The organism is Achromobacter sp. MFA1 R4 (genome assembly GCF_900156745.1).
Classification (GTDB): Bacteria; Pseudomonadota; Gammaproteobacteria; order Burkholderiales; family Burkholderiaceae_B; genus Achromobacter.
On record NZ_LT707065.1, the window covers coordinates 613189 to 626850 of the forward strand.

The 13662-nt window shown below is 67.9% G+C and carries 17 protein-coding genes; 11 read left to right on the forward strand and 6 right to left on the reverse strand.

All coding sequences use genetic code 11. The annotated features are described in order from the left end of the window. Positions 1 to 13 precede the first annotated feature (13 nt). From BXA00_RS02785 to BXA00_RS02815, 7 genes are all read left to right on the forward strand, one after another. Positions 14 to 1849, forward strand: coding sequence for a gamma-glutamyltransferase family protein (locus BXA00_RS02785; RefSeq protein ID WP_076516003.1), 1836 nt, complete (start codon positions 14 to 16; stop codon positions 1847 to 1849). Positions 1850 to 1908: 59 nt separating this feature from the next. Beyond that, positions 1909 to 2883 carry a tripartite tricarboxylate transporter substrate binding protein gene (locus BXA00_RS02790; RefSeq protein WP_076516005.1) on the forward strand — a complete coding sequence of 325 codons (975 nt, stop codon included), beginning with the start codon at positions 1909 to 1911 and terminating at the stop codon, positions 2881 to 2883. Continuing rightward, the gene (locus tag BXA00_RS02795) at positions 2880 to 3386 is read left to right on the forward strand and encodes a GAF domain-containing protein (RefSeq protein ID WP_076516007.1); all 507 of its coding nucleotides are present in this window, start codon (positions 2880 to 2882) and stop codon (positions 3384 to 3386) included. Before BXA00_RS02790 ends, BXA00_RS02795 begins: the two co-directional genes overlap by 4 nt. A gap of 50 nt (positions 3387 to 3436) precedes the next feature. Beyond that, positions 3437 to 3889: a GFA family protein gene (locus BXA00_RS02800; protein WP_076516009.1), complete on the forward strand. Its 453-nt coding sequence runs from the start codon at positions 3437 to 3439 to the stop codon at positions 3887 to 3889. A 37-nt stretch (positions 3890 to 3926) separates the two neighbouring features. Beyond that, positions 3927 to 4466 carry an SRPBCC family protein gene (locus BXA00_RS02805; RefSeq protein ID WP_076516011.1) on the forward strand — a complete coding sequence of 180 codons (540 nt, stop codon included), beginning with the start codon at positions 3927 to 3929 and terminating at the stop codon, positions 4464 to 4466. Between the two features lie 519 nt (positions 4467 to 4985). Beyond that, a complete protein-coding gene (infA, locus tag BXA00_RS02810; RefSeq protein ID WP_006221179.1) occupies positions 4986 to 5249 on the forward strand; it encodes a translation initiation factor IF-1 in 264 nt (87 codons plus the stop codon). 158 nt (positions 5250 to 5407) lie between these two features. Then, positions 5408 to 5713 carry a hypothetical protein gene (locus tag BXA00_RS02815; protein WP_076516013.1) on the forward strand — a complete coding sequence of 102 codons (306 nt, stop codon included), beginning with the start codon at positions 5408 to 5410 and terminating at the stop codon, positions 5711 to 5713. Positions 5714 to 5759: 46 nt separating this feature from the next. On the opposite strand, the gene BXA00_RS02820 is transcribed toward BXA00_RS02815, so the two are convergent. The 3 genes from BXA00_RS02820 to mog all read right to left on the reverse strand — a co-directional run bounded on the left by BXA00_RS02820 (position 5760) and on the right by mog (position 7730). Further along, complete coding sequence (locus BXA00_RS02820) at positions 5760 to 6596, reverse strand: peptidoglycan DD-metalloendopeptidase family protein (RefSeq protein ID WP_076521762.1); 837 nt, start codon at positions 6594 to 6596, stop codon at positions 5760 to 5762. A gap of 38 nt (positions 6597 to 6634) precedes the next feature. Next, positions 6635 to 6973 (reverse strand): hypothetical protein, encoded by a 339-nt coding sequence (locus tag BXA00_RS02825; protein ID WP_076516015.1) that lies wholly within the window; start codon positions 6971 to 6973, stop codon positions 6635 to 6637. Positions 6974 to 7097: 124 nt separating this feature from the next. Beyond that, positions 7098 to 7730 carry a molybdopterin adenylyltransferase gene (gene mog / locus BXA00_RS02830; protein WP_076516017.1) on the reverse strand — a complete coding sequence of 211 codons (633 nt, stop codon included), beginning with the start codon at positions 7728 to 7730 and terminating at the stop codon, positions 7098 to 7100. 285 nt (positions 7731 to 8015) lie between these two features. Between mog and BXA00_RS02835 the strand changes: the two genes are divergently transcribed. From BXA00_RS02835 to BXA00_RS02845, 4 genes are all read left to right on the forward strand, one after another. Continuing rightward, positions 8016 to 9140 (forward strand): D-alanyl-lipoteichoic acid biosynthesis protein DltD, encoded by a 1125-nt coding sequence (locus BXA00_RS02835; RefSeq protein ID WP_076516019.1) that lies wholly within the window; start codon positions 8016 to 8018, stop codon positions 9138 to 9140. Then, positions 9137 to 9262 (forward strand): hypothetical protein, encoded by a 126-nt coding sequence (locus BXA00_RS29365; protein ID WP_255376757.1) that lies wholly within the window; start codon positions 9137 to 9139, stop codon positions 9260 to 9262. Before BXA00_RS02835 ends, BXA00_RS29365 begins: the two co-directional genes overlap by 4 nt. Positions 9263 to 9341: 79 nt before the next feature. After that, positions 9342 to 10817: an inorganic phosphate transporter gene (locus BXA00_RS02840; protein WP_076516021.1), complete on the forward strand. Its 1476-nt coding sequence runs from the start codon at positions 9342 to 9344 to the stop codon at positions 10815 to 10817. 96 nt (positions 10818 to 10913) lie between these two features. Beyond that, on the forward strand, positions 10914 to 11570 hold the full coding sequence (locus BXA00_RS02845) for a DsbA family protein (RefSeq protein ID WP_076516023.1): 657 nt from the start codon (positions 10914 to 10916) through the stop codon (positions 11568 to 11570). 16 nt (positions 11571 to 11586) lie between these two features. Here BXA00_RS02845 and BXA00_RS02850 read toward each other — a convergent pair whose 3' ends face one another. The 3 genes from BXA00_RS02850 to BXA00_RS02860 all read right to left on the reverse strand — a co-directional run bounded on the left by BXA00_RS02850 (position 11587) and on the right by BXA00_RS02860 (position 13563). Beyond that, positions 11587 to 12198, reverse strand: a complete 612-nt coding sequence (locus BXA00_RS02850; protein ID WP_076516025.1) for a glutathione S-transferase family protein — start codon at positions 12196 to 12198, stop codon at positions 11587 to 11589. Between the two features lie 106 nt (positions 12199 to 12304). Further along, positions 12305 to 12619: a chaperone modulator CbpM gene (locus BXA00_RS02855; RefSeq protein ID WP_076516027.1), complete on the reverse strand. Its 315-nt coding sequence runs from the start codon at positions 12617 to 12619 to the stop codon at positions 12305 to 12307. A gap of 2 nt (positions 12620 to 12621) precedes the next feature. Beyond that, positions 12622 to 13563 (reverse strand): DnaJ C-terminal domain-containing protein, encoded by a 942-nt coding sequence (locus tag BXA00_RS02860; RefSeq protein ID WP_076516029.1) that lies wholly within the window; start codon positions 13561 to 13563, stop codon positions 12622 to 12624. Positions 13564 to 13662: the final 99 nt, after the last annotated feature.

Consider the following 13662-nt stretch of genomic DNA (forward strand, 5'->3'; position numbering starts at 1 on the left):
CCGGATACGCCCGATGACTCCCTCATTTACCACCCGACCCGAAATTCGCGGCACCTACGGCGTGGTCTCGTCCACGCACTGGCTGGCGTCGCAAGTGGCCATGAGCGTGCTGGAGCGCGGCGGCAATGCCTATGATGCCGCCGTGGCCGGCGGCTTTGTGCTGCAGATCGTGGAACCGCACCTGAACGGCCCCGGCGGCGAAGTGCCCATCCTGTTCTGGAACGAGCGCGAACAGCGCATGCGCGCGCTGTGCGGACAGGGCCCGGCGCCCGCGCTGGCGACGCCCGATTACTTCCGCGGGCTGGGACTGGATCTGGTGCCCGGGATCGGCCTGCTGCCCGCCACCGTGCCGGGCGCGTTCGGCGCCTGGCTGACCCTGCTGCGCGACTATGGCACGTGGGAGCTGGCCGACGTGCTGCGGCCGGCCATCGACTACGCGCGCAACGGCTTTCCGCTGGTGCCGCGCATATCGCAGGCCATTCTTGCGGTGCAGGCGCTGTTCCGCGACGAGTGGACGAGTTCGGGCCAGGTCTGGCTGCCGGGCGGGCGCGTGCCCGCGCCGGACGCGTTGTTCCGCACGCCGGCCATCGCCGCCACCTATACCCGCATCCTGGACGAAGCGCACGCCGCCAGCACCGACCGGCGCGGCCGCATCGATGCGGCGCTGGACGTCTGGTATCGCGGCTTCGTCGCCGATGCGATCGACGACTACTACACAAACCAGGCCGTGCTGGACACGACCGGGCAGCGCAATCGCGGCCTGCTGCGCAAGTCCGATCTTGCCGATTGGCGCGCCACCTACGACGAACCGCTGACCACCCAGTATGGCCGCTACACCGTGGCCAAATGCGGCGTGTGGTCGCAAGGCCCTGTGCACCTGCAACAGCTCGCGCTGCTGCGCCACCTGGACGTCGGCGGGCTGGATCCGCTGTCCCCGCAGTTCGTGCATCGCGTGGCCGAGGCGGCCAAGCTGGCCTTCGCGGACCGCACCGCGTGGTACGGCGACCCGGATTTCGTGCAGGTGCCGATCGAGGCCCTGCTCAGCGACACGTATGCGCGGGCGCGCGCCGCCAGCATAGGAGAGCGCGCCTCGGCCGCGCTGCAGCCCGGCAGCCCGGGCGGCCTGACGCCGCGCCTGCCCGACCTGGACGCCGCGATCCGCACCCTGGCCGCCTCCGATACCCGCTATGGCGTGGGCGAACCGACCTTCGCCGCGTTGCCGCCCGTGACCGAATGGGCTGCGCGCGAGCTGTTCGTGGGCGATACCTGCCAGATCGACGTCATCGACCGCGACGGCAACATGGTGGCGGCCACGCCTTCGGGCGGCTGGCTGTCGTCCAGTCCGGTGGTGCCCGCGCTGGGCTTTTCGCTCACGACCCGGCTGCAGATGACCTGGCTGGACGAGGACGTCCCCGGACGCCTGCAGCCCGGCAAGCGGCCCTGCACGACGCTGTCGCCCGGCCTGGCGCTGCGCGACGGGCTGCCCTACATGGCCTTCGGCACGCCGGGCGGCGACCAGCAGGACCAATGGACCGTCGCGTTCTTCCTGCGTCACGCCATGGGCATGAACCTGCAGGAGGCGATCGACGCGCCGTCCTGGCACATCGATCACTTCCCGGGGTCGTTCTGGCCGCGCTCGCAGACGCTGAACCGCCTGACCGTGGAGTCGCGCATGCCCGCCGCCACGCTGGACGCGCTGCGCGCCGCCGGTCACGACGTCAAGGTCGGACCGGACTGGTCCGAAGGCCGCATCAGCGCCTGCACCCGCGAGCCGGCCGAGGGCGGCGGGCTGCTGCTGCGCGCGGCCGCCAATCCGCGCGGGATGCAGGGATATGCCGTCGGCCGCTGAATCGATTTCCATCCGACCGGCTCTGAGAAGCCGGACACTACGCAAGGGGTAACCGCACCATGAAACTGCAATTCAAACGACTGCTGCGCACGTTCGCGCTGGGACTGGCCATGGCCGCGCCCGCGATCTCCCACGCCGCCTGGCCCGAAAAGCCGATCACGCTGGTCGTGCCGTGGGCCGCGGGCGGCTCCACCGACATCCTGGCGCGCGTCCTGTCGGAAGGCCTGACCCAATCGCTGGGCCAGCCGGTCATCGTGGAAAACCGCTCGGGCGCGTCCGGCAACATCGGCACGGCGTTCGTCGCGCGCGCCAAGCCGGACGGCTACACGCTGCTGGTCGGGTCGATGAGCACGCACACGATGAACCAGGCGCTCTACCCCAACATGCCGTTCGACGGCGTGAAGGATTTCACGCCCATCGCCGAGCTGGCCCTCGTCACCAACACCATGGTGGTGCACCCGTCGGTACCGGCCTCGAACGTGAAGGAATTCATCGCCTACGTGAAGGCCAATCCCGACACGGTGGCCTACGCCTCGGCGGGCCAGGGCTCGACCAATCACCTGAGCGCGGTGCTGTTTGAAAAGGCCGCTGGGGTGAAGATGATGCACATCCCCTACCGCGGCGGCGCGCCCGCGGTGCTGGACACGGTGGCTGGCCGCACGCAGGTGTTGTTCAGCGCGGGGACGCAGACGCTGCCGCACGTGCAGTCCGACAAGCTCAAGCTGCTGGCCGTCACCGAAGACAAGCGCTCGCCGCTGCTGCCCAACGTACCCACCGTGGCCGAAACCCTCCCCGGCTATGAACTGTCGGTCTGGTATGGCGCGTTCGGCCCGGCCGGCATGCCGCCTGAATTGACCGCCCGTCTGAACCGCGAGATCAATCTGATCCTGAAGCGGCCCGAGGTGGTCAAGAAAATGGGGGACATGGGCGTGCTGCTGACCGAAACCACGCCGGATCAGTTTGGCCAGATCCTGGCGCGCGATGCGGACAAGTACGGCAAGCTGATCAAAGAACTGGGAATCACGGCGGAATGACCGATATCTCCCCCAGCGCGGAGCTGGCCGGCGTAGAGGCCATCTCGCGCGCCTACGCGGCTGGCGAACCCGAGGCCGCCTTGCAGGCCATCGACGACTACATCCGCCTGCGCCTCGCGCACACCCTGTGCACCGTCAACCGCTACGATGCCCAGGCCATGCGCGTGGTCCGCCTGTACAGCTCGAACCCGCACGCCTATCCGCCCGGGGGCAGCAAGGACAAGACCGGCACGGCATGGGGCCGGCACGTCCTGCTGGAGCAGCAGGTCTTCGTCGGGCAGGGCGAGGACGCGATCCGCGAATTCTTCGACGATCACGACGCGATCCGGAAATTGGGGTTGCAGTCGGTGATCAACGTGCCGGTGGTGGATTCCGGCCGGTGCCTGGGCACCGTCAACTTCCTGATGCCGCGGCCGGCCGTGTCGGATGCCGATATCCACACTGCCCGGCTGGCGGGGCTGCTGGCATTGCCGGCATTCCAGGGGCTGCAGCGGCCCGATTGAGGCGGCGCGCGGGTATATTGGACTTATTGCCCACTTACCCGACGCCCATCATGATCAAAGGTTCCTGCCTGTGCGGCCGCGTTGCCTACGAGATCACCGGCCCGCTCACCCACGCACTCAACTGCCATTGCATCATGTGCCGCAAGTCGCACGGCGCGGCCTTCCGCAGCCGCGCGACGGTGCAGGCCAAGGACTTCGCCTGGACGCGGGGCGAGAACCACATCACCTGGTACGCCTCGTCGCCCGGTTGCTACCGCGGCTTCTGCGAGGCCTGCGGCTCGCCCTTGCTCAGCCGGTTCGACCAGACCCCGGATATCTACGGGCTGCCGCTGGGGGCCCTGGACGACGACCCGGGCGTCAAACCCGAAGCGCACTATCACGTGTCGAGCAAAGCGCCGTGGTACGACATCACCGACGCGCTGCCCCAGCACGAGGGCGCCATGGAAAGCGCGCCGGACCACGACCCGCAAATCCCGCCCCTGCCCTTTTCGCACGGCAGATAACACCTGCGTTGGGCGGCGGACTTCACAGGAGATCGACATGAACGACTATGGCGTCGTACTGGATCCGACCACATTGCGTTTCACGCGACGGCTGCCCGCCAGCGTGCAGGAGGTGTGGGCCTGGCTGACGGAATCCGACAAACGCGGCCGGTGGCTGGCTTCCGGGGACATGGAACTGACCGAGGGCGGGGGCGTGACCCTGCGGTTCCTGCATGCAGACCTGTCTTCCGTGCGCGAACCGACGCCCGAGGCCTACAAGCCCTTTGAAGAAGGGCTCACGACCCAGGGCCTGATCACGCGCTGCGAACCGCCTCACCTGCTGGGCTACACCTGGGGCGGATCGGCCGGATCGCCGTCCGAAGTGATTTTCGAGGTCTCGCAGGAGGACGACGGCGCGCTGCTGGTGCTGACCCATCGCAAGCTGGCCAGCCGCGACGATATGGTCGACGTCGCTGGCGGCTGGCATACCCATCTGAACGTGCTCGCCGCCCGGCTGGCCGGACGCGAGCCCGGCCCCTTCTGGTCCGCCAACGCGGCCTGGGAGGCCGACTACCAGCGCCGCATACCGCACCGCTAGAGTCGTTCAAGCACAACTATCATGGCCGAACCAAGCATAAAAACTGGCTAAATGGCCAGCTTTGCAGTAACATAAGTCCGTGATTTTTCCGCAAAAACCGGACTTCGGTCATTCTGCGTGCCAACCTGTAGCGCCCACAAAAGGGCGCTATTGAATGAGCGTCAGCGCCGCAGACTGCATCCGGTTTTTCCTTTGGGCGACCCCCGTCACAGCCCAACGCGCCGCCGCAATCCGCGTGGCGCCAAGCATTGCCGCAGACGCTGCAACCCCGCTTCTTCCGGCAAAGGTGCCCGCAGCACCAACGCCGCGACCTACGCGCGCATCGCGCGCACTTACCTCGGGGCGCGAGTATCCGCCATTTCAGACATCCACCCGGATGCCGTGGCCATACCCACGCTTGCCCGGACGTTTTTTACGTTCAAACCGCTGGACCGGTTTATCCGAGTCCGACGCGCTTGCCGCCTTGGGCGGCGGGTCATGCCGCAGGCATGGCTGCGCGTTTTGATCAAGGAGTAGAGCATGGCTAAAGAAGAACTCATCGAATTGGATGGCATCGTTGACGAAGTGCTGCCCGATAGCCGCTACCGCGTCAAACTGGACAACGGCATCGAAGTCGGCGCCTACGCGTCGGGCCGCATCCGCAAACACCGCATCCGCATCCTGGCGGGCGACCGCGTCACCCTGGAAATGTCGCCGTATGACCTGACCAAGGGCCGCATCAACTTCCGCCACAAGGACGAACGCGCTCCCGCGCCGCACCGTCCCCAGCAGTACCGCCGCTGATCCGGCTGCCCGGGCCGGCTTCACGCCGGCGCCCGGCTCTCTTTTCCGCGAGTCATTAAGCCCGGCTCGCGAATTGCCGTAATGCGTGGAACGCGCGTTCATGAAAGAATGGCGCTCCCCGCCTGGCGCAACGCCGGGTCGGATACGCACGAAGCACGATGGACCTGAAAGAAGAATTGCAAGCCGCCGCAGACCAGCTTGCCCTGGCGCGCAGACGTTTCGCGAAGGGCGAGGAAGGCCTGCGCCTGCTGCGCCAGTCGCGCGAGGCATTCATCAACAGCCTGCGCAATACCGGCCTGACCTACGCCGACGCCAAGACCAAGTACGACAATTGCCTGGATGACCAGGAAGCCGAACAGCGCAACGTGCAGCAGCAGATGGAGTATGCCGAGCGCATGCACCAGTACGTGCTGAACCGCATTGCGATGCAGGCCCAACAGGCCAACAAGGCCAACCAGGCCTGACGCGCCCATCCTGTCCGACCCGTCCGGCCTTTATCCAGCCTGCCCGTCAGGGCTTGAACGCGCCGATGAAGATCGCCGGATCGATGCGCGCATCGTTCAGGCTGACATTCCAGTGCAGATGCGGGCCGGTCGCCCGCCCGGTCGCGCCCACCTTGCCCACCACCCCGCCGCGCGGCACCTCGTCGCCCACCTTCACGCTGATGGCCGACATGTGGCAGAACATGCTGACCAAGCCCTGGCCATGGTCCAGGAACACGGTCTTGCCGTTGAAGAAATAATCCCCCACCAGCACGACCACACCGGCCGCCGGCGCCTTGATCGGCGTGCCCGCGGGCACGGCGAAATCCAGCCCTGAATGCGGGTTGCGCTCCTGGCCGTTGAAAAAGCGGCGCAGGCCGAAGGGGCTGGACAGCCGCCCGCCGTCGACCGGACGGTCCAGCAGCAGGTTGCTCGGCGTGACGCCCGCGCGATAGCGGGCGTAGGCGGCAAGCTGCTCGGCCAGTTCGCGCTCGATGCGCTTCAGGTCGTCGGGATTCGGGTCGACCTGGCGGCGGTTCTTCAGGGTGATGTGCTGCGCCACGTATTCCTTGGCGCCCACCGTGAAGGCCACCTTGCGCTGGCCGGCGGCATCCTTGACCTGGATATGCTCCTGGCCCGGCTTCACGCTAAGCGGGATGCCGACCACGGCGATCCACTGTTTGCCTTCTTCCCGCACCACCAGCACGCGCCGGTCCAGATACGTGACCTCTGGCGCGCTTTCGGCGTCTCCCAGGCCCAGCACCGCCACGCCGCCGGGCACGCGCGCGTCCAGCTTGCGGCTGATGTAGCCCGCGGCCGCCTGCCCCCGTGCGGGCCACCCCAGGCACAGGGCTGCCGCCGCCAGGCCGGTGCGCAGGAGGTCGCGCCGGTGGATGATGGCGCTCAACGGCACAGGTTGGCCGGTTCGATGATGGACTGGTCGCGGCGCGCGATGCGCGTGGACAGACGCGCCTCGGTCTTGCCCTTCCAGTGCGTGGTCGTCAGGACGGCTTCGACGCCCAGGCTGCCGTGCAGGATGAGCTCGTAGCCGTTGCGCACCGGCTTCTGCTCGAAGTCCACGCCCAGGCCTTTCCAGGCTTGCGCCACGCATTGCGTGTAATCCTCGGGAGTGCGCTGGGTGGAGCCGTAGAAGACGGGATCGCGGTCGCGCACGTCCTTGACGTTGGCGCAGGCCGACAGGGCGGCCAGGGCGGCGAGGGACAGAATGGTACGAACCTTCATGACGATGGGAACTCTTGGTCAATAGGGGTTGATCGGGGCGGCCAACTATACCGCACGGCCCTTGCCGCCCCCGGGCGGGGACCGGCCGCCAGCGCGGGGTTCAGGCCGGGGTTCACGCTGGGGTTCACGCCTTTTCAGGGCGGCGGGCGGACTTCGGGCGGAAGGCCGCGATGACCTCGGGACGGGTCTCGGCGTAGGGACCGCCGATGAGGTCGATGCAATAGGGAATGGCGGCGAAGATGCCTGGCACCAGCACGGCGCCGTCCTCCCCTTTCAGCCCTTCGAGGGTCTCGCGGATGGACTTGGGCTGGCCGGGAAGGTTCACGATCAGGGCGGCATGGCCGTCCGTTTCGCGGATGACGGCCACCTGACGCGACAGGATGGCCGTGGGCACGAAGCGCAGGCTGATCTGGCGCATCTGCTCGCCAAAGCCCGGCATTTCCTTGGTGCCGACGGCCAGGGTCGCTTCGGGCGTGACGTCGCGCCGGGCCGGGCCGGTGCCGCCGGTGGTCAGGACGAGGTCGCAGCCGCAGCGGTCGACCAGTTCGATCAGGGTGTCGGAGATGCGCGCGGGCTCGTCGGGAATCAGCCGGTCCACCGCCTGCCAGGGCGAGACCAGCGCGCCGCCCAGCCACTCGCGCAGCGCGGGCAGTCCCTGATCCTGGTAGGCGCCGGTGGAGGCGCGGTCGGAAATGGACACCAGGCCGACGATCAGTTCATCGGGATGGCTGCGGACGATACGGGCAATGTCGGTCATGGCGAAAGAATGAGGTTCAGGCGATGAAACGCCGCGGCGGCGGAGGGCGCGGGCGATCCTGGGATACCTGCCTGGATGCCCTGCCGGGCACCGGGCGGGCGCGCGACATCGATGCTATCGCATTCCTTGACCGGGCACGTCCGCCCTTCCCCCCTGCCGGGTGTGGCAAAAAGGGGAATCGGCGCGCCGCCGAGGGTTTCCCGCGCTTGTTCGGGCCGGGGACGCTGGATAACATCCGCTAACAATCCCGCCCCGTTCGAGGCGCGGCGCATTATCGGATTTCCCATGTTCAAACGCACTCTCGCGCAGCATGCGCTCGCCGTGGCGCTGGCCCTGTCCGTCGCCGCGGCCGCCGGCTGGGCGGCCGTGCACCTGCTGGCCCTGAAGACAGAGGCGGTGCCCGTCGCCGCGCCAGGCATCTATATCCCCAATCTGGGCAACACGCTGGACGAGCAGACGCGCAACCTGTCGCGCCTGAGCCAGGCGCTGCGCACGGGCGACCGTCTCGTGATCCTGGGGTCATCCGAACTCACCAGCAACGATCTGCGCTTCGTGCCGTACCGCTACCTGGCCGACGAACTGCAAATGCCCGTGCTGGCCTACGGCCATTCGGGTTTTCAGTCCCTGGGCATGCAGTTCGTGCTGGCCGCGCTGGCCGATGACCTGTCGCCAGCGTCGCGCGTGGTCGTGATGCTGTCGCCCGGCTGGTTCGACGGCGACGGCGGGCTGGGACCGGACGAGTTCAAGGAACACGCCAACCCGCTGCTGCCGCGCCTGATGCGCCAGCCGGAAGGCCGGGCCGAAGTCCTGCGATGGCTGGATGCGAAGGCCGACGCCGGGGTCTTTTGGTCCATGGCGGCCGAGCAGGCGTATGTTTTCCGCCAACGGCTTGCAAGCCTGTGGACGCCGGCCCACGCCGCGCCCGCCCCCGAACCGGAGCGCGAGGGTCCGCCCGCCGCCGCCCGCGTGGTGGACTGGGACGCGCTGGCCAGCGAGGCGCAGGCGGCCGAACAGGCGCTCATGCAGGACAACCGCTATGCGGTGCGCGACGAGTTCTTCAACAAGTACCTGCGCAGCATCCCCGAGGGCGGCAAGACCGCCTACCAGCCCCAGCCGCTGACCGGCCGCGACGAACTCCGCGAGCTCGCCGCCCTGATGGCGCTGCTGCACGGGCGCGGGGTCGACGCGCTTTTCGTGATGCAGCCGCTGCACCCGATGGTGTTCAAGGATCTGGACCGCTTCCAGCCCATCCAGCGACAGGTGGCCGACCTGTGCCAGCGCTACGCCATGCGCTGCATGGACATGTACGGCGCCCCCTTCGAGGTGGGCACGCTGCGCGACGTCCAGCACCTGGGCGAGCTGGGCTGGCTGCGCGTCAACCAAAGGATCGCCGAGGAATTCCGCCCATGAAAAGAACGCTCTGGCTCTGCCTGCTGTATCTGGGCCTGCTGGCCGTGATGGTGATCCAGGCGGACACCGCCGCCAATCTGGGTAAGCCCATGGAGATCGAATTCCAGTATTCGAAGTTCTGAATTGGGGCCTGGTCATTCAGGGACAGGTCACAAATCTGCAATAATCGGGGCCTCTCGCCGGAACCTCGCCCCCTTCCCCATGTTCGACCTCTTCCATGGCCTAGACCTTTGGGTCGGCCTCAGCCTCGTGCTGGCCCTGACCTTCGTCCTGGCCTTCGAATTCATCAACGGCTTTCACGACACGGCAAACGCCGTCGCAACCGTCATCTATACCAAGGCCATGCCGCCGCACCTTGCGGTGGTCCTGTCCGGAATATTCAACTTCCTGGGCGTGCTGCTGGGCGGCGTGGGCGTCGCCTACGCCATCGTCCATCTGCTCCCCGTCGAATTGCTGATCAACGTGGATACCGGCCGCGGCCTGGCCATGGTGTTCGCCATGCTGGCCGCCGCCATCGCCTGGAATCTCGGCACCTGGTATTTCGGTATCCCGGCGTCCAGCTCGCACACCTTGATCGGATCGATCCTGGGCGTGGGCCTGGCAAACGCGCTCATTACCGATCTGCCGCTGGGGGACGGGGTGAACTGGGGCAAGGCCATCGACATCGGCCTGTCGCTGGTGGCCTCGCCCATCGCCGGCTTCATGGTGGCGGGGGTGCTCCTGCTGGCGCTCAAGCGCTGGCTGCCCCTGTCCAAGATGCACAAGACGCCCGAGCAGCGCCGCGCCATCGACAACAAGAAGCATCCGCCGTTCTGGAACCGCCTGGTGCTGGTGCTGTCGGCCATGGGCGTGAGCTTCGTGCACGGCTCCAACGACGGCCAGAAGGGTATCGGCCTGATCATGCTGGTGCTGATCGGGATCGTGCCGGCCAACTTCGTGCTGGACACCCACAGCACCACCTACCAGATCGAACGCACCCGCGACGCCGCCAACCACCTGCTGGTGTTCTATCAGCGCAATGAAGCGCTGCTGGGCGATTACCTGGCGCTGCGCCGCGTCGACATCCAGGAAGACCTGCCCGCCAATTTCCACTGCGATCCGACCCTGACGGTGCCGACCATCATGGCGCTGCAGAACGACCTGCACGGCGTGGCCAACTACGCCGACCTGTCGGCCCAGAAGCGCATCGACGTGCGCCGCTACCTGCTGTGCCTGGACGATACGGCCAAGAAGGTGGCTCGCCTGGAGGGCCTGCCCGCGCGCGAAGCCGCCGACCTGCAGCGCCTGCGCGCGGACCTGACCGCCACCACGGAATACGCGCCGTTCTGGGTGATCGTGGCCGTGGCGCTGGCGCTGGGCGCGGGCACCATGGTGGGCTGGCGCCGCGTCGTCCTGACCGTGGGCGAAAAGATCGGCAAGCAGGGCATGACCTACGCGCAGGGCATGTCGGCGCAATTGACCGCCGTGGGCGCCATCGGACTGGCCAACGTCTTCAGCTTGCCGGTATCGACCACGCACGTGCTGTCCTCGGGCGTGGCGGGCACCATGATCGCCAATAAAACCGGCCTTCAGGGCAACACCGTGCGCAACATCCTGCTGGCCTGGGTGCTGACCCTGCCCGCGTCGATGCTGCTGGCCGCCGGCCTGTTCTGGATCGGCGTGCAGATCGCAGGCTGATCGCCCGGCCGTGCAGGCAATCTGCACGGCCGCTGCAACACTCTGGGTATCGCGCCGGCCTATGCGCCCGCGCCGGGCGCCGTCTACCATGGCGCCATGACGACCTCTCTTCCCACTCTGCATTACGTTTTTGATCCGCTCTGCGGCTGGTGCTATGGCGCCGCGCCGCTGGTGGAGGCCGCCCGCGGCATTGCGGGCCTGTCCATCGAGCCCCACGGCGGCGGCATGATGACCGGCGCCAACCGCCAGCCGGTCACCGAGGCCCTGCGCCGCTATGTCATGCCGCACGACGAGCGCATCGCCGGGCTGACGGGCCAGCCGTTCGGCCCGGGCTATTTCGACGGCCTGCTGCGTGACGGCGGGGCGGTGTTCGATTCCGAACCGCCCACCACGGCCATCCTGGCCGCGCAGACAATGGCGGGCCGCGGCCTGGACCTGCTGCGCCGGATGCAGCACGCGCACTATGTGGAAGGCCGGCGCATCGCCGACCCGGCGGTCCTCAGGATGCTGGCAACGGACATCGGCCTGGACGCCGAGGCCTTCGACGCGGCGTATGCGGCCGCGCAGGGCACCGAGACGGCCGCGCACATCGCCGCCAGCCGCCGGCTGCTGGCCCAGGTGGGCGGCACGGGCTTTCCCACGTTGGCGCTGGAGCAGGGCGGCGTCTACACCCTGCTGGAACCCAGCCGCTTCCTGGGCCGTCCTGAACAATGGCGGGACCACCTGCAGGCGCGCATCGCGGGCCCGCGCTGACGGGGCGCGCCGGACGTCAGGACTCTTCGATGTCGCCGTCGCGCTGCAACGCGCGGTGCATGGCCGGGCGGTCACCCAGCCGCTCGACATAGGCGGTGAAGACAGGCGTCTCGGGCACGACCTTCATCTGCATCATGTAATGCAGCGAGCCGCCCAGCACGATATCCACCGCGGAGAACTTCTCGCCCAGGAAGAACGGCCGCGCCTGCAGCACCCGGGCCAGCACCTGCTCGACCTCATCCGCCGACCCCCAACCCAGCGCCGCCTGGTGCGGCGTCTTGTAGGCCCGCTCGACCATGGCCGGCTCGAACACGCCCGTGGAATAGGCCAGCCAGGTCAGGTAGGGGCCGCGCTGCCGGTCCCCAATGAGCGGCCCGAGGCCCGCCTCGGGGTGCAGGTCCGTCAGGTACAGCGCGATGGCCGGCGTCTCGAATACGGGCACGCCGTCATGCACCAGCGCGGGCACCTTGCGATGCGGATGGATGTCGATGTAATCGGCCGGCATGTGCCCCGTGCTGTCGTGCCCGCGGATCGACACCATTTCGGTGTCGTAAGGCACGCCCAGTTCCTCGAGCAGCCACAGTATCCGGAACGACCGCGATCGCGGCGCGTGATAGAGCGTAAGCATGGTCGGACTCCTTGGGGGGATCGGACCATTTTGCCCTGCCGATCGCTACGCCGCCAAGGCCGGCAATATCCCGTAGCCCGCCATGCCGGGCGTTGACCGCGTGCCCTCAGGGCAGGCCCCCCAGCGCCCGCAATTGCGCCCTGAGGCGGCGCACCTCCTGGCTCAGGTCCAGGATGAGGGCCACGGCATCCAGCCCCGCGCCAAAGTCGCGTTCCAGCCGCCGCGCGTGCAAGGCGCGCTGCAGGTCCACGCTGTAGAAGCGCCATTCCGACGGGCCGCCCCCGCTGGCGGTGACGATGCCCACTTCCACCAGCCGGGCCACCCATTCCACTTCCGCCCCGCAGGCGCGGGCAAGGTCATCCGCGCTGAGCGGTTGCGACTTGCCCACGACGGTGGCGCTGGCGATCACGATCTTCTTCATGGTCAGACCCCCAGGTTGCGGCGCGGGTTGAAGGGCAGGTCCTGCTGCAGCTTGCGGTAGGCGGCCTTGGCAGCGTCGCTGTCGGCCGGCGGCAGGACCAGGTCCAGGACCAGGTACAGATCGCCGGGCGGATCGCCCGGGATGCCGCGCCCCCGCAGCCGGAGCTTGCGGCCGTTGCCGGACCCCGGCGGCACCGACACCTCGACCGTGCCCGCGGGCGTGGGCGCCTGGACATGCGCGCCCAGCGCGGCTTCCCAGGGCGCGACCGGCAGCGTCATGTAGAGATCGCGGCCATCGGCGCGATAGCGCGGGTGCGGCTTGAAGCGCACTTCCAGGTACAGGTCGCCGTTTTCGGCGCCGCCATAACCGGGCATGCCTTGTCCGACCAGCCGGATGTACTGGCCTTCGCGCACGCCAGCCGGGATCCTGACGCTGAGCGTGCGGCTCTGCATCTGCGGCCGGCCCTGGGCGTCCATCTGCATGGAGCGCAGGCTGATGTCGCGCGTCGCGCCCTTGAACGCGTCTTCCAGGTCGACTTCGATGGCGGCGTGGTGGTCTTCGCCGCGCGCGCGGAACTCCTGCTGGCGCGCCCCGCGCCGCCCGCCGCGGCCGCCGAACAGCGACGAGAAGAATTCGCTGAATTGCGCTTCGTCGCCGGGCGCCGCGCCGCGGTGGAATTCGAAGCCTTCGTCCCAGCCCGGCGGCGGCTGGAAGCCCCCATCGGGCGATACGCCCGCCGCCAGGTTGTCATAGGCCTGGCGCTTTTCGGCGTCGCGCAGCACGTCATAGGCCTCGTTGACGTCGCGCATGCGCGACTCGGCATCGCTTTCCTTGCTGACGTCGGGGTGATATTTGCGGGCCAGCTTGCGGTAGGCCTTGCGGATGTCGTCGTCGGACGCGCCCTGTTCCACCCCGAGAATGCTGTAGTAGTCCTTGAACTCCATGTTCCAGCTCACGTAGAGGGTTGAGGCCGCGTCCGGCACAGCCAGATCCGGCCTTGAATAGCCAAAAGATAGGGGCTATGGACCGATTTTTCAATGCAA